The following is a 15,329-nucleotide window of genomic DNA, read 5'->3' as shown; positions in this document are numbered from 1 at the left end:
TCCGAGGAGAGTGGCAGTGCGCGGAAATTCTGGGCAGCCACGGAGGCGATAAGGGGCGATATCAGCGCGGTGTGCTAGGCGAGCACTGCGGCCCGTCTACAGTCGGCGGGAAGATCCACCCCACGAGCGAGGAGGTGACGGCCGTGATCTCGTCGACCACGCCGCTGCTCGCGGACCTGCGTCTCACGCTCGCCGACATTGCGGAGCTGGCCCACGTCCGTCGGCCGGTGGTCTCGGTCTGGCGCCGGCGCCACGCGTCCGGCGCGACTCCCTTTCCTGCACCGGTCGCCGCACCGGGTGGGAACGCCTCGACTCCCTTGCGGTTCCGCGCGTCGGACGTCGTGGACTGGGTCGAGGTGAGCGGTCTGGGCAACAACCGCGCGTTCCGCGCGGACGTGGCGCTTCGAGCCGTGCTCGACGGTGAGTCCGGACCACCCGACGACGTCGCCTTCGCCGGGCTCACCGCGCTGCTGCGGCTCAAGGCCTACGCTCCTGAGCCCCTCGCCTCCCTCGACGCGGACGACATCCTCGACCTGGCCGACGAGCTGGACCCGGACGACGACTCCGTCTATGCCGAGGTCGAGGCGCTCCGCCCCCATACCGACAGGTTCGCGGCGCTCGCGGATCTCGCCGCCGGCTCGGCGTACACACCGGGTGCCGCGGTGGAGGTACTGCTCGCCGACCGGTTCCGTGCCCGTCGCGAGGCGCTCACCCGTTCGGCGCTCGTTCCCGCGGCGCTGGCGCTCCTCGCCGACCTCGCCGGGGCGGTCGTGGGCGACCACCTGGCGTCGGGAGTGACGGTGGCCCGCGCCGTCGCGGACCCGTACCCGGGTTGCGGGGACCTCCTCGCTGCCGTCCTCGGGCGCGGCGAGGTCGTCGAGACCCCGACGGCCTACGTGCCGCGCGGCGACGCCCACCGCCTCGTGCGTCGTCGACTCGGCGCGCACGGCTGGTCGGTGCGGTCCCTCGAGACCGAGCCGGTCGCCGTTGCTCACGGGACGCGGGAGCTCCCGCTCGTGGTGACGCAGGTCCCGCCCGTCGGTTCCGGCGTGCTCGACGACATCGCCGTCCTCGAGCGGATCGAGGACGTCGTACTGGGGCTGGCACAGGGTCAGCACGCCCTGGTGCTGGGGCCCGCGAGCGCGCTCGTGGACGCGTCGTCGTCGCCTGACGCGGAGTCGGTGCGGTCGGCGCTGCTGCGCACCGACCGACTGCGAGCCGCGGTCCTGCTGCCGGCAGGTCTCGTCGTGGACCGTTCGCGCGAGCGCCTGGCGCTGTGGATCCTCGGGGACGGTCACCCCGACGTCGACATCGCGGACCGCTGGACGCTCGTCGCCGACCTGTCCGGGGTCGCCCCGGTCGCCGGCACGTTCCCGCGCGCGGTGGTCGAGGATCTCGCGACGGACGTCGTCGCCGCGCTCGGAACACCGGGTGACGTCCAGCGGCACGCCTTCCGGTTTGCCCAGTTCGTCTACACGCGGAAGGTGCTCGCGTCCCGAACCGGGTTGTTGGACACCGCTCGTCCGGTCGTGCGTGGTGCGCGAGACGACGCCGGCGCCGGCGTCGTACGCGTCGGTGAGCTCGTCGAGCTGCTCGACGGCGCATCGCGTCCCGCGCTCGGCGTGGCGGTGCAGCGCGGGGAGGCCGAGCCTGCCCGTCGCGTGCGCCTGGGCTCTCTCGTCGACGGCGGCGCGGTCCGTCGGGTGCCGGGGAACAGGCTCGAGGAGTCGGACGTGCGCGCCGCGGGCCCCGACCCGGCGGGCGCGTCGCGCGTGATCGGGGTACCGGAACTGCTCGGGGACGAGGAGGTCGGGGCGCGCGTCGTCGACCGTCTGGAGTTCGCCGGACGCTACCCGGCGGGCCGCCTCACCGAGCCGGGTGACGTCGTGTTCTGCACGACGCCGCGCCCGGCCGCGCTCGTCGACACCGAGGGCTTCTCCGTCGTCGCCTTCCCCGCCCGGGTGCTGCGTCTGCGGGCGCACCGGCCGGACGACGCGCCGGGCGTCGTCGGGACCGACGCGAGGCTCGTCCCCGAGGTGCTCGCGCGCGACGTCGCATCCCAGCCCCGCGGGTCGCGGTGGCGGTCGTGGGAGGTCCGGATCGTACCGGCCGGGGAGGCGGACGACATCGCGGCGGCGCTCGCGCGGGTACGCGAGCGCCGAACCGCGGCGCGGTGGGAGCTGGCGTACCTGGAGGAGCTGGAGAAGGTGCTGGTCGACGGCGTCACCACCGGTGTCGTACGCATGCGCAAGGATGAGCCCGGCTCGTGAGCAGGGCTGTTCACGAGATCACGTCGAGGAAGCGAGCAGAAGTGCCCCCGAGGAAGAAGCAGGTCGTGGCGACGCCGAGCACGGCGACCACCATGAAGGAGCTCAAGGACACGCTCTGGAAGGCCGCGGACAAGCTACGCGGCTCCATGGACGCGAGCCAGTACAAGGACGTGGTCCTGGGGCTCGTGTTCCTGAAGTACGTGTCCGACGCGTTCGAGGAGCGGCGCGGCGCGATCCTCGCCGAGTGCGTCGCGGACGGGCTGACCGAGGAGGACGCGCAGCCGCTGCTCGAGGACCAGGACGAGTACCGCCGGGCGGGCGTGTTCTGGGTCCCGACGCGGTCGCGCTGGGGCTACCTCGCGCACCACGCCAAGGGACGCGCGGCCACGACCGCGGAGCCCGGCGCGACGATCGGTGAGCTCGTCGACGACGCGATGGCGCACATCATGGGTGCGAACCCGGCACTCGCGGCGACGCTCCCGACGATCTTCAACTCGAACAGCGTCGACCAGCGCCGTCTCGGCGAGCTCGTCGACCTGTTCAGCTCGGCACGGTTCACCGGCGTCGGCGCGATCCGGGCGCGCGACGTGCTCGGCGAGGTCTACGAGTACTTCCTCGCAAAGTTCGCCGCCGCCGAGGGCAAGCGCGGCGGCGAGTTCTACACGCCGCCCGGCGTGGTGCGCGTGCTCGTCGAGATGCTCGAGCCCTACTCGGGCCGCGTGTACGACCCGGCGTGCGGGTCCGGCGGCATGTTCGTGCAGGCAGAGAAGTTCCTCGAGCGCCACGGCGCCGACCCGCAGGCGATCTCCGTGTACGGGCAGGAGCTCAACGAGCGCACCTGGCGCATGGCGAAGATGAACCTCGCGGTGCACGGCATCACCGGCCAGCTCGGCTCGCGCTGGGGCGACACGTTCGCGCGCGACCTGCACCCCGACGTGCAGATGGACTACGTCATGGCCAACCCGCCCTTCAACATCAAGGACTGGGCCCGGGCCACCGACGACGCCCGCTGGCGCTTCGGCGTCCCGCCCGCCGGGAACGCCAACTACGGCTGGATCCAGCACATCCTGTCCAAGCTCGCACCCGGCGGGTCCGCCGGCGTCGTCATGGCCAACGGCTCGATGTCCTCCAACTCCGGGGGAGAGGGCGAGATCCGCGCCCAGATCGTCGAGGCCGACCTCGTGTCGTGCATGGTCGCGCTGCCCACGCAGCTCTTCCGGTCCACCGGGATCCCCGTATGCGTGTGGTTCTTCGCCACGGACAAGACGGCGGGCGCACGCGGGTCCGTCGACCGCACCGGGCAGGTGCTCTTCCTCGACGCCCGCAACCTCGGCCACATGGTCGACCGCGCCGAGCGTGCGCTGTCCGACGACGACATCGCGAAGATCGCCGGCACGTTCCACGCCTGGCGCGGGACGAAGTCGGCCGTCGACGCCGGGCTGACGTACGCGGACGTCCCTGGCTTTGCCTACTCCGCCAGCCTGGCCGAGATCAAGGACGCCGGCTACGCACTCACCCCCGGGAGGTATGTCGGCGCCGTCGAGGTCGAGGACGACGGCGAACCCGTCGAGGAGAAGATCGCGAGACTCACCAAGGACCTCTTCGAGCAGTTCGAGGAGTCGGCACGGCTCGAGCAGATCGTCCGCGAGCAGCTAGGCCGGATCGATGGCTGAGTGGCGCAGGGCCTCGTTGCGCGAGTTCGTCGAACTGCAGCGAGGGCAGTCGTACAAGAGCGCGTACCTTGACGAACCGGGACCCTGGCTCCTCGGACTCGGAACGATCGCGCGGAACGGCGGCTTCCGAGGAGAGAACCTGCGTCGGTACGGCGGCCCAACGCCAGACCGCATGCTCGTGCGGCCAGGGGACATCTATGTCTCGCTCAAGGACGTGACCCATGCTGCCGACCTGCTCGGTTCTGTCGCTCGGTTCCCCGATGGATTGGGGCCAGGGCGGCTGACCCAGGACACGATTCGTCTCGATGTCGACGATGAACTCATCGATCGCGGATACCTCTACTGGCTGCTTCGTTCTCCTGACTACCGTGCGCATTGCAGGAACCTGGGCACGGGAACCACGAACTTGGACCTCAGCAGAGAGGACTTCCTGCGCTACTCCTTCATGCTGCCCGACCGTCGGGAGCAGGAGGCGATCGCGACAACGCTCAGTGCCTTCGACGACAAGATCGTGGCCAACGCTCGCCTCTCCGCCACCGCTGATGCGTTGGCGCGAGAGCTGTTCGTCGCGGCCGCCGGGGAGAGCGAGGCGACGGTGCTGCTCGCGGATCTTGCGTCCAACTCGCGTGAGGTGGTTCAACCCGCGGAAGCGATCGGGGCCTACGTAGGTCTTGAGCACGTCCCTCGCCGACGGATGTGGCTGGAAGAGATCGGCGACTCCGGAACGGTGACGAGCGCAAAGTCGCAATTTCGGCGCGGCGACGTCCTCTTCGGAAAGCTGCGCCCCTACTTCCACAAGGTGGTCTCGGCGCCGACGGACGGCGTCTCGTCGACCGACATCCTTGTCGTCCGGGCTCACGAACCTCGGCTTGCGGGCTTCGTTCTGGCCGCCGTGACGAGCGACGCGTTGGTCGAACGCGCAGTTGCTGCCAGCGAAGGGACGCGAATGCCGCGGGCGAGTTGGAAGGACCTGGCGTCGTGGCCGGTGCCGTGGCCCGGGCGTGACACTGCGCTCGAGCTCAGCGGTCGTGTCGCTGTGCTCCGGGATGCGGTCGAGGCGCGGCTTCGGGAGAACGTGACACTGGCTGCGACACGGGACACGCTGCTGCCGCAGCTCATGTCGGGGAAGCTCCGGGTGCGCGAGGCGGCCGAGATGGCAGGACTATGACGCTGCCTCGCGTGTCGCCGGGGTTCAGCACGCCCGTGCCCGCGTCGGACGCACGCCCGGGGTGCCCGACGTGCGGACGCATGCTCGCCGCGAACCCGGACGGGTCGTGGCCGCCGCACCTGGATGCGACCAGCACCGCCGTCTGCCCCGGCCCGCGCCGCACTGCGCGGCGAGGTGCCGCGCGGACGGACGCTGCGCCGTCGGGCAGGATTGCCGGGAACGGGGCAGCCCCGACCGCCGCGGGCCCGAGCGCGCCGGACCCGGACGCCCTGGCTGAGACCCCGCGCCGTCGTGCGCAGGACGTGACGGACGAGGACCGCCCGACCTATCTCGAGCGTCGCGAGGCCCGCTTCCGCGAGCGCGCGATCCTCGACCTCGACGACGGCCCGGCCGGCGAGGACCTCGACGACACGCTCTACCGCGCACGCGAGTCCCGCGGTGGCCTCCCGACGCCGGGGAGGGGCCACCGATGACGAGGAAGACAGCGAGCGGGAGGGATCCGCGATGACCGAGACGTTCAGCTCGATGGTCGACGACGCGCTCGCGGACCTCAAGGAGCGGGTCGAGGAGTGGCAGGGAATCGCCGAGTCCGTGTCCGACTCCGTCGAGGCCCTCGAGTCGTTCCTGTCGGATCGCTATCAGCAGGTCGACTCGTCTGCTTACGAGGTCGACGACCTTCTCGCCGACGAGCACTGGACCGCGGTGGAGAGTCAGATCGACGACGCCGAGGCGGCGCTCGACGGTGCTGACGGCGAGCTCGTCACGCTGAGCGTCCTCCAGTGCGTCGCCGACGGCGGAGGCGCGGTCTCCGGGTTCTCGGGGCAGGTGTCGAGTGCCGTCACGGTGCGCGCGACCCCCTGGGTGTACGTGCAGACCCCGAGCCACGAAGAGTCCGATCTGAGGGCCATGGAGTATGAGGACTATCTCGCGTGGCTCGACGATCGTCGCGACGAGTCGGCTCACGGGGTGCGTGACGAGCTCGATGCCGCACGCGACGCGCTCGGAGAAGCGATCGGTTCCGCGGGCGACGGTGAGACGGTCGCCGCGCTGCGTCATGCGACGGCAGCGCGACACGCGCTCGGGCGGGCGCGTCAGGCCTACGACGAGTGGTTCGCCGTCCTAGGCACGATCTCGAACGTCGAGCCCGGGATGCTGGGATCAGCGGCCACGGGAGGCCTCTGGTGAACTCTGTCGTCGACGCGACCATCAACTGACCTGGCAGAAGGGGGACATGCATGCTGCTCACCTCAGGGCAGACCCGTAGTCTCGACGGCATGAGTGCGACGCGACGGTTCGACATCAACCGCGTCCGGCTGCAGCACTACCGCAGCATCAAGCGATGTGACGTGCTGCTGGAAGATCTCACCGTGCTCGTCGGCCCGAACGGTTCCGGGAAGTCGAACTTCGTCGACAGTCTCCGCTTCGTCAGCCAGTCACTCGGCGAGAATCTCGACAACGCACTGCGCGAACGTGGGGGTGCCGCGGAGGTCAGGCGGCGCTCCGCTGGGCATCCGACGCACTTCACGATCGAGCTCAACTTCACCGGTGACGGTTTCACCGGCGGGTACATGTTCAAGATCGGCGCCGTGAAGGGCGGGGACTACCGGGTTACCCACGAGCGGTGCGTCGTGCACCGCGACGACACGCTCGCCGACGAGGACGTGTTCTACGAGGTTCGTGACGGTCAGCTGGTGGCGTCGTCGTTCCTCACGCCGCTGCCCCCCAGCGCGGACGACCGCCTGTACCTCGTGCACGCCGCCGCGATCCCCGACTTCCGGCCGGTGTTCGACGGGCTCAGTGACGTGAATGTCTACAACCTCAACCCCGGCGTCATGCGTGCCCCCCAGCGGCCCGATGCCGGGGATCTCCTGCGGCGCGACGGCTCCAACATCGCCTCCGTCCTCGAGCACCTGCGGAGGACCGCGCCCGGTGTCAAGAACAAGGTCGAGGAGTACCTCCGCCTGGTGGTGCCGGGTACCGTCGCCGCCGAACGCGTCAGCTACGGCGCCTACGAGAGCCTCGAGTTCCGCCAGCACGTCGAGGGGCGTGAGGATGCGTGGACGTTCCCGGCCACGTCGATGAGCGACGGCACCCTGCGCGCGCTGGGCATCCTGGTCGCACTCTTCGCGCCAGGGAGCAGCGGATACAGCCCGATCGGCATCGAGGAGCCGGAGACCGCACTCCATCCCGCAGCAGCGGGCCTGCTCCTCGAGGCGCTGTCCCTCGCCAGCCGCGAGCGTCAGGTCGTGGCGACGAGTCATAGCCCCGAGCTCCTGGACTCGAGCGACCTGCGGCCGGAGAACATCCTGACGGTGCGCGCGGAGGCTGGCGTCACCTCGATCGGGGCGATGGCTCCGGCCGCCGCGGAGGCGCTGCGCGACGGCTCGTACACCGCCGGCGAGCTGCTCCGTGTCGACCAGCTCCAGCCACCTCTGCCGATCGAGCAGCCGGGGCTGTTCGAGTGAGCGGCGCGATCGTCATCGCGTCGGTCGTCGAGGGGCACGGGGAGGTGACCGGCCTACCGGTGCTTCTCCGCCGCATCGCTTTCGAGCGACACAACATCCACGTGGACGTCCTCAAGCCCCACCGGGTTCCGCGCGCAAACATGGTGCGTCGCCCCGACGAGCTGCAGAAGGCGGTGCGGTTGCAGGCGAACCGTGTGCGGGGTGCCGGTGCAGTCATCGTTCTCACGGACTCCGACGACGACGATCCGGAGAAGCTGCGCGCGCGACTTCAGGCCACTGTTGACGGCGCCAACACGTCAGCGCCCGCCGTCGTATCCGTCGCGGTGCGCGAGTACGAAGCGTGGTTCCTCGCGGGCATCGAGTCGCTCCGAGTGCACCCCTCCGTCCTCGATGACGCGACGTACGAGGACGACTGCGAGGCGCCGAGGAACCCCAAACTGAGACTCGAGATGCTCATGACGGAGTCCTACGGTTCCGTTCGGCATCAGGTCGCCTTCAACGCTCGGCTGGACCTGGACGAGGTTGCCTCGAAGTCCCCGTCGTTCAGGCAGTTCCTCGACGCGGTCGCCGCAGTAGTCGACCCTGGCTGCGAGGCGGCGCAAGGCTGACAGCACGGTGGTCGGGAGTCTTGCCGCGGTGGTGTCAGCGCCGCGGAGAAAGGGAGTCGGCCGATCGTTCGACGGCCGCTGCGCGCTCAGCCACCAGGGCGTGCACGTCGTCCTGGGGGAGGGCGACGTCGATGTCGTCGAGCCCGCGCCGCACCGCCTGCGCGGTCTCGACGATCGTCCCGACCACCTCGCTGCGGCGCATCCCCCAGGTGGTCGCCTCGTCGACCAGGTGCGCACCCGTGATGAGGTCGAGGCGGTTGCGCCCCGCGACGGCGAGGCCGGAGTGACGGTACGTCGACGAGGCGAGGTAGACCGGAGCGGCGTCGTACAGGGGCGCGACGCTGTAGGACGCCTCGGCGTCGATGAGCAACGAGTAGTTCTTCGCATGGGCGTCGCCGTTGCCGATGATCGTGTTGAAGGCGACGAGCCGGAGCAGGTCTTTTCGCAGGAGCGTCGGGTCGACCGCTTCGGCGGACGCCGCACGAGCGACGGCGGCAAGCCGACCGGGCGACTGACCTGACGGCTCGTACTTGTCCTGGGCCGCTAGACCGAGTGCCTGCGCGAGGTCTTCCTGGTGCGTCCGACGCCCGCCCGTGCGGTCGTACCGTTCGACGACGATCGCCTCTCGCCCGTCGATCTCCACCAGCTCGCTCCGCGCGGCCGGGATACCGCTTGCGCGAGCCAGGCACAGGGTCCAGTGCTCCAGCCGCACCAAACGCTCGATGCCCGTCCCGCCCAAGGGCTCGGGCTTGATGATGTGGGTGGACAGCGCGCCGTCGGCCGGCCACGACCAGCCGGATTCGGACCGGTGGAGCAGCACCTTTGCCTGCACCCCACCCAAGGACGCCGTCACGGCGAGTCCGTCCGGCGGGTCGAGCGTCGGCAGCTCCGTGACCAGCGCCGCAAACTCGTCGTCGTCCAGCGGGCGGAGGTGTCCACGGCCCAGCCCGATACCCTCCGGCACGAGCTGCACCGCCCCAGCACACTCGACACCGACGTGGGCGAGGAGCGCGAACGTGTCGGACGGCCGGACGTCGTGCTCGCGTTCGAGCGCGGCACGCACCGGGCCCTCCGGGAGCAGGTTGTCGAGGAACCGGTGCACCGAGACGCCGTCGACCCGCCGCGGCGTGAGGGGCAGCGAGAGCGAGAGCGGGCGGCTTCCCTCTCCCCAGCGCTGGAGCGCTTCGTCCGAGAACTGCAGACGCAGCCGTCCGTTGCGCAGCTGACGTACCTCGCCCAAGGGTTCGCTGCGCAGGAAGAGCGCGAGAACGTCAGGCCGCGCGGTCACGACTCGCCGTCCTGCGTACGCGCCTCGACGACGAGGCGTGCTCCCCGCGGAACCAGGACGAGTTCGTAGCCGCAGGCGGCTGCGACGTCGAGGAGCGTCGTGCTCGCGACGGGCGCCCCGCGCTCGAGCCTGGACATTGTGGGACGCGAGCTCGACGCGCGCTCCGCGAGGTCGCTCTGTGTCAGTCCGCGCGTCTCCCGAGCGCGGCGGACGGCCTCGCCCAAGGCGTCCGGTGTCCGGGCTCGGAACCACCGCACTGGAGCGCTCATATCTGATTCACCTCGTACGAACGTGGGCAATGCATCGCATCTGATGCAACTCAACCGTACACCCGTAATGCATCAAATCCGATACATGCCGCGCGATGCTTCGTCGAGGTTCCGGCAGTGAAGGAGAACTGGCTCGATACACCCGGTTATCGTGCCGGTGACGCCGCGACGGACCTCGCTCGGAGATTCTGGGGATCGGACATCGTCCGCAGTAGTCTCACGATCAGCCCGAGAACGGGCACCGACGCCCGGAGGAACAGTGCGCAGCAACGAAGCCGAGTGGGAGCACCTCGCGCTCGACCACCTCGCCGGGATCGGCTGGCAGCACCTCGACGGGCCGGCCATCGCGCCCGGCGCGACCTCCGCCGTCGGGCACCCGGGGTACGCGACGGGGGGCGAGCCGCTCGCCCAGCGCGAGTCGTGGGACGAGCTCGCCATCCCGAGCCGCGTTCGTGCTGCGCTGAGGCGCCTCAACCCAGACGTCCCGCGTGACTACCTCGAGCAGGCGCTCGTCGAGATCCTGCGCCCGACGTCGCAGGACGCGATCACCGAGAACAAGCGCGTCCACGACGTCCTGGTGGACGGGTACCGCGGCGTCACGTACGTCGAGGGCGGTCGTCACCAGACCCCGACCATCCGCCTCGTCTCGTCCCGCGAGGACGAGAACGAGTGGCTCGCCGTCAACCAGGTCCGCGTGGTCGACGGCGACGTCGAGCGCAGGTTCGACATCGTCCTCTACCTCAACGGGCTGCCAGTGGTGGTCATGGAGCTCAAGGACGCCGGCAGCGCGCGGGCAGACGTCGCCGCCGCGCACGCGCAGCTCACCACGTACGTGCGCGAGCTGCCCATGGCGTTCCGCGCGTGCGTGCTCACCGTGATCAGCGACGGGATCGTCGCGAAGTACGGCACGCCGTTCACGCCGCTCAACCACTACTCGCCGTGGAACGTGGACGACGACGGGCGCGTGGTCGGGCCGACGGGGACGCCCGTCCCCGCGGTCACCGACGCCGACGAGGCCGCCGACCGGGACGGGCGTGCCGTCGACGGGATCACGGACGACGTCGCCGAGGGCGAGGTGCCTCTCGCCTCTCCGCTCGAGATCATGCTCGACGGGCTGTTCAACCCCGAGCGGTTCGTCCAGCTCCTCCGTGGGTTCGTCGCGTTCGACGAGGACGAGGGCGGACTGACGAAGCGGGTCGCCAAGCCCCACCAGTACTTCGCCGTGAGCAGGGCGCTCGAGGCGACGATCCGGGCCGTCGAGACCGACGGTCGTGCGGGCGTCGTCTGGCACACACAAGGCTCCGGAAAGTCCATGGAGATGGAGCTCTACGCCGCGCACGTGGCCCGGCACCCGAAGCTGTCGAACCCGACGATCGTCGTCGTCACCGACCGCACCGAGCTCGACGGGCAGCTCTACGAGACGTTCGCACGCTCGCGACTGCTCACCGAGGCCCCGCGGCAGATCAGGCGACGTGCCGAGCTGCGCGACGAGCTTGCGTCACGCACGACTGGCGGGATCTACTTCACCACCCTGCAGAAGTTCGGGCTGACCGCGGACGAGAAGAACGCGGGCGCCAAGCACCCCGTGCTGTCGGAGCGACGCAACGTGATCCTCGTCGTCGACGAGGCGCACCGCTCGCACTACGACGACCTCGACGGCTACGCGTGGCACCTGAAGAACGCGCTGCCGAACGCGACGCTCATCGCCTTCACCGGGACGCCGATCTCTACCGCCGACCGGAACACCGAGAAGGTCTTCGGCGACGTCATCGACGTGTACGACCTCACGCGTGCGGTCGAGGACGGCGCGACGGTGCCCGTGTACTTCGAGCCGAGGCTCGTCAAGGTCGCGTTCGCCGAAGGCCTCGACGCCGAGACGATCGACGCAGCGGCGGACGAGGCGACCGCCGGTCTCGACGACGTCGAACGGGACCGCATCGAGAAGTCGGTCGCCGTGGTGAACGCCGTCTACGGCGCGCCGGCGCGACTGCGCGAGCTCGCTGCCGACCTCGTGCAGCACTGGGAGCGGCGCCGCGACGCGATGGAAGAGCTCGTGCGTGCCTCCTCGGACCCCGACGGCGCACCGGGCAAGGCGCTGGTCGTCGCGGCGACGCGCGACATCTGCGCGCGCCTCTACGACGAGATCGTCGCGCTGAAGCCTGACTGGCACTCCGATGACCTGCACGCCGGCCGGATCAAGGTGGTCTACTCCGGCACGGCCACGGACCAGCCTCCGGTCGCGAACCACGTGCGCCGCGACTCGGAGAACGCCGTCGTGAAGAAGCGGCTCAAGGACCCCGACGACGAGCTCGAGATCGTCATCGTCAAGGACATGATGCTCACGGGGTACGACTCACCCCCGCTGCACACGCTCTACCTCGACCGGCCGATGCGGGGCGCCCTGCTCATGCAGACGCTCGCACGCGTCAACCGCACCTTCCGGGGCAAGAACGCCGGCCTGCTCGTCGCCTCGGCGCCCATCGCCGAGAATCTCCGCGCCGCGCTCGCCGAGTACACGGTCCGGGACCAGGGGGCCCGACCCGTCGGACGAACCGTCGACGACGCGGCCGAAGTCGTCGCCGACCTGATCGCCCGCCTCGGGGATCTCGTCGACCCGTCGGGGTGGCGCTCGCGACTCACGTCGGCGCTCGCGGCCGGCTCGCGCCGGGCGTACCTCGACACCGTCCTCACGACCGTCGCCTGGCTGCGTGACCCGCGCACGCCGGGGAACGTCGGCACGTCGGAGGGCGAGGAGACGCGCGGAGCCGAGTTCCGCCGTCGCGCGGCGGCGCTCGCCCGCGCCTGGGCGATCGCCGGCCGGTCGGAGGCGGTCGCGGGCCTGGCCGATGACGCGCGCTTCTACGAGCAGGTCCGGGTGTGGATGGGCAAGCTCGACGCCGAGGAGCGCCAGGCGCGGGGCGAACCCGTGCCCGACGACGTGCAGCGGCTCCTCAACCAGCTCATGGCGACCGCCGTCGTCTCGGGCGAGGTCGTCGACGTCTACGCGGCCGCGGGGCTCCCGCAGCCGCGGCTCGACCGGATCGACGACGACTTCCTCGCCGCCGCCCAGGCCGCCCCCAACCCCCAGCTCACGATCGAGGCGCTGCGCAAGCTCGTCACCGAGGAGGCGCGACGGCTCACGCGCGGCAACCTCGCTCGGCAACAGGTCTTCTCGGAGCGTCTGCAGTCGATCATGACGAAGTACGTGAACTCCAACCTCACGTCGGCCGAGGTCATCGCCGCGCTCGTCGAGATGGCGAAGGAGGTCGCCGCGGAGGAGTCGCGTGGGCAGCGGTTCGAGCCGCCGCTGAACCGCGACGAGCTCGCCTTCTACGATGCGGTCGCGACGAACGAGTCGGCCGTGGACGTGCAGGGTGATGACGTCCTCGCCCAGATCGCACGGGACCTCGTCGCCGTCCTGCGCCGGGACGTCAAGACCGACTGGACCGTGCGCGACGACGTGAAGGCCAAGCTCAGGTCCTCGATCAAGAGGCTGCTCATCAAGCACAAGTACCCCCCGGACAAGCAGCCGGAGGCGATCGTCCTCGTCATGCAGCAGATGGAGTCGATGGCACCGCGCTACGCGGCATGAGCCGTCTCACGACGACGTCGAGCCGCCCGACGGCGCCTGTGCTGGTCGGGACCTGCTCCCGCGAGGCGACCGGAGGTGCGTGATGGAGCTCCGGGCCGATCCCTCGACTGGTCACCCGGCCGAGGGGCCCCACCCGCACGCGCTCTGCGTGCTGTTACCTGCCCACCGCAGGGTGATCGGCGAACGCGTACCCGCAGGTTCGACCGAGGACACCACCGGGAACCTCTTCGACCCCCCTCGTCCAACGACTCCGAGCGGTTGCGGCGCGCGACCGCGGAGCTCTACGCCGAGGAGGGCACCACGCCGCTCGCCGTTGGTCAGGGACCGCCGCACGTGCGAGGGTGTCGGGTATGACCGATCTGCTCCCGTACCGCGACGACGCGGACGACGTCGAGGTCCCGCTGCTCGGGGGTGACGTCTCGGACGGCGTCGTCCGCCGGGGCGGCACCGTCCGCCGCCCCCGTGGGCCGCACAGCCCCGCCGTCGAGGCGTACCTGCTGCATCTCGAGCGCGCGGGCTTCGAGCGCGCGCCGCGGTTCCTCGGGATCGACGACGACGGCCGGGAGGTCGTGACGTTCCTGCCCGGCGAGATGGGCGGGCGGCCGCCGCACGCGTGGGCGACGGCGGAGGACGTGCTCGTGCAGCTCGGCGAGTGGCAGCGCGCGCTGCACGAGGTGTCGCGCGACGTCGTCCTGCCCGACGGCGTCGCGTGGCGCGAGCGTCCGCAGTTCCGCGAGGTGCCGGACGTGTTCGACGAGCCGGACGTCGTCGGCCACAACGACGTCACGGTCGAGAACGCCCTGTTCGTCCCGGCGGGGGACGACCCGGACGGGCCGCACCGGCTCGTCGGCGTGATCGACTTCGACTCGCGGGCCCGACGACCCGGCTGCTCGACGTCGCGACGACGCTGCTCTATTGGGCGCCGGTCGCGCCGCCCGAGGCGCGCCCCGACGTGCTGCGCGACCTCGACGCGCCGCGGCGTGCGCGCGTCCTCACGGAGGCGTACGGGCTCGACCGGTCCGAGCGGCTCGCGCTGCTCGACGTGCTCGCGCAGCGGTTCGCGCGCTCCTGGTACGCGATGCGGCACGCGGCGCAGACGCGCGGTGGGGGCTGGCAGCGCATGTGGGACGACGGCGTCGGGGACCGCATCCGCGAGAACGAGGCGTGGTTCGCGGCGCGCCGCTCGGACTTCGTGCACGCCCTCGGGTGAGGGCGGCGCGGGGAGCCCGTCAGCCGGCGAGCGGGTCGGTGGCCTTGAAGTACCACGGCTGGTAGCCCTCGAGGGAGAGCGTCCAGAGCCCGGGCGCTCCCGCGGGCACCGCGACGCACACGTTGCCCGTCACGGTGTCGTCGGTCCCGATGAGGCCGGTGCCCACGAGCGCGTGCGGCACGGCGCCGCACTGCCCGTCGACGTGCACGCCGTCGTCGCCGACGAAGCCCACGTCGACGGCACCCCAGGCGCTGACCTGCGAGCTCGGGCCGTAGTAGATCGCGGTCACGGGCACGATCCAGTACTCCGTGCCGTCCGGCGGCGGGACGTTGACGTCGTCGTGCGCGAGGATCTCCGCGGTCGCCTCGTAGGGCTCCTCGAGCAGGACCTCCCACTCGTCCCCGCCCACGGTGTAGCCGTCGAAGAGCCAGGGGTCCTGGCGCGTCCCCGAGCCCTCCCAGCCGCCGTCGGACCAGTCGTCGGTCCAGCCGTCGTCCGTCCAGTCGTCGGAGTACGCCGGCTCGTCCAGCCACGCCACGAAGGCCGCCCCGGCGTCGGTCGCGACGCCCGCGGCGAAGCCCGCACCGCCGCCCACCGCGAGGCACACGAGCCCGACGGCGAGCGCGACGACCGTCCGCGACGGCCCGCGCCGCGGCGTCGGCGGGACGCCCGCCCCGGTCGGGACGGCCGGGCCGGGGCCAGCGACGTGGCCCGGTGCCACGGCGGGCGGGACGCCGACGGTGCCGTGCGCGGGGCCGGGGACCGCCGGCGCGGCCGGGCCGAGAG

General features: G+C 71.1%; 12 protein-coding genes and 1 pseudogene. 9 read left to right on the top strand and 4 right to left on the bottom strand.

Features of this window, described 5'->3' with window-relative positions; all coding sequences use genetic code 11:
• The first annotated feature begins 143 nt into the window (after positions 1-143).
• From GYH36_RS08865 to GYH36_RS08835, 7 genes are all read left to right on the top strand, one after another.
• Positions 144-2,270 (top strand): hypothetical protein, encoded by a 2,127-nt coding sequence (locus tag GYH36_RS08865; RefSeq protein ID WP_162289670.1) that lies wholly within the window; start codon positions 144-146, stop codon positions 2,268-2,270.
• A gap of 92 nt (positions 2,271-2,362) precedes the next feature.
• Positions 2,363-3,943 (top strand): class I SAM-dependent DNA methyltransferase, encoded by a 1,581-nt coding sequence (locus GYH36_RS08860; protein ID WP_203231716.1) that lies wholly within the window; start codon positions 2,363-2,365, stop codon positions 3,941-3,943.
• Entirely contained in the window at positions 3,936-5,111 is a 1,176-nt protein-coding gene (locus tag GYH36_RS08855; protein ID WP_162289669.1) for a restriction endonuclease subunit S, read from the top strand. Before GYH36_RS08860 ends, GYH36_RS08855 begins: the two co-directional genes overlap by 8 nt.
• Positions 5,112-5,413: 302 nt before the next feature.
• Positions 5,414-5,584 (top strand): hypothetical protein, encoded by a 171-nt coding sequence (locus GYH36_RS08850; RefSeq protein WP_162289668.1) that lies wholly within the window; start codon positions 5,414-5,416, stop codon positions 5,582-5,584.
• Between the two features lie 31 nt (positions 5,585-5,615).
• The gene (locus tag GYH36_RS08845; RefSeq protein ID WP_162289667.1) at positions 5,616-6,296 is read left to right on the top strand and encodes a hypothetical protein; all 681 of its coding nucleotides are present in this window, start codon (positions 5,616-5,618) and stop codon (positions 6,294-6,296) included.
• A 50-nt stretch (positions 6,297-6,346) separates the two neighbouring features.
• On the top strand, positions 6,347-7,576 hold the full coding sequence (locus tag GYH36_RS08840; RefSeq protein ID WP_203231715.1) for an AAA family ATPase: 1,230 nt from the start codon (positions 6,347-6,349) through the stop codon (positions 7,574-7,576).
• Positions 7,573-8,184 carry a DUF4276 family protein gene (locus GYH36_RS08835; RefSeq protein WP_162289666.1) on the top strand — a complete coding sequence of 204 codons (612 nt, stop codon included), beginning with the start codon at positions 7,573-7,575 and terminating at the stop codon, positions 8,182-8,184. Before GYH36_RS08840 ends, GYH36_RS08835 begins: the two co-directional genes overlap by 4 nt.
• Positions 8,185-8,218: 34 nt before the next feature.
• Here the strand turns inward: GYH36_RS08835 and GYH36_RS08830 are convergent, their stop codons facing one another.
• Both GYH36_RS08830 and GYH36_RS08825 read right to left on the bottom strand, forming a co-directional pair.
• Positions 8,219-9,472, bottom strand: a complete 1,254-nt coding sequence (locus tag GYH36_RS08830; protein WP_162289665.1) for a HipA domain-containing protein — start codon at positions 9,470-9,472, stop codon at positions 8,219-8,221.
• Positions 9,469-9,741 carry a helix-turn-helix transcriptional regulator gene (locus GYH36_RS08825; protein ID WP_246209294.1) on the bottom strand — a complete coding sequence of 91 codons (273 nt, stop codon included), beginning with the start codon at positions 9,739-9,741 and terminating at the stop codon, positions 9,469-9,471. Before GYH36_RS08825 ends, GYH36_RS08830 begins: the two co-directional genes overlap by 4 nt.
• Before the next feature lie 259 nt (positions 9,742-10,000).
• Between GYH36_RS08825 and GYH36_RS08820 the strand changes: the two genes are divergently transcribed.
• Entirely contained in the window at positions 10,001-13,333 is a 3,333-nt protein-coding gene (locus tag GYH36_RS08820; protein ID WP_162289663.1) for a type I restriction endonuclease subunit R, read from the top strand.
• A 317-nt stretch (positions 13,334-13,650) separates the two neighbouring features.
• On the opposite strand, the gene GYH36_RS08815 is transcribed toward GYH36_RS08820, so the two are convergent.
• Entirely contained in the window at positions 13,651-14,109 is a 459-nt protein-coding gene (locus GYH36_RS08815) for a hypothetical protein (protein ID WP_162289662.1), read from the bottom strand.
• A 176-nt stretch (positions 14,110-14,285) separates the two neighbouring features.
• Here GYH36_RS08815 and GYH36_RS08810 point away from each other — a divergent pair, with 176 nt between their 5' ends.
• Positions 14,286-14,543 (top strand): hypothetical protein, encoded by a 258-nt coding sequence (locus GYH36_RS08810; RefSeq protein WP_162289661.1) that lies wholly within the window; start codon positions 14,286-14,288, stop codon positions 14,541-14,543.
• Positions 14,544-14,562: 19 nt separating this feature from the next.
• Here GYH36_RS08810 and GYH36_RS08805 read toward each other — a convergent pair.
• Positions 14,563-15,329 (bottom strand): annotated as a pseudogene (locus GYH36_RS08805) (hypothetical protein); the annotation flags it as partial.

It is taken from the genome of Cellulosimicrobium composti, assembly GCF_010287905.1.
Lineage (GTDB): Bacteria > Actinomycetota > Actinomycetes > Actinomycetales > Cellulomonadaceae > Cellulosimicrobium > Cellulosimicrobium composti.
Note: the sequence above shows the minus strand (reverse complement) of the source record. Positions and strands in the feature narration are given on the sequence as shown.

What these genes read in the sequence shown, in the direction of transcription:
- GYH36_RS08860 (WP_203231716.1), top strand. Translation starts at nt 2,363, where the DNA reads ATGAAGGAGCTCAAGGACACGCTCTGGAAGGCCGCGGACAAGCTACGC.
- GYH36_RS08855 (WP_162289669.1), top strand. Translation starts at nt 3,936, where the DNA reads ATGGCTGAGTGGCGCAGGGCCTCGTTGCGCGAGTTCGTCGAACTGCAG.
- GYH36_RS08845 (WP_162289667.1), top strand. Translation starts at nt 5,616, where the DNA reads ATGACCGAGACGTTCAGCTCGATGGTCGACGACGCGCTCGCGGACCTC.
- GYH36_RS08840 (WP_203231715.1), top strand. Translation starts at nt 6,347, where the DNA reads ATGCTGCTCACCTCAGGGCAGACCCGTAGTCTCGACGGCATGAGTGCG.
- GYH36_RS08825 (WP_246209294.1), bottom strand. Translation starts at nt 9,741, where the DNA reads ATGAGCGCTCCAGTGCGGTGGTTCCGAGCCCGGACACCGGACGCCTTG.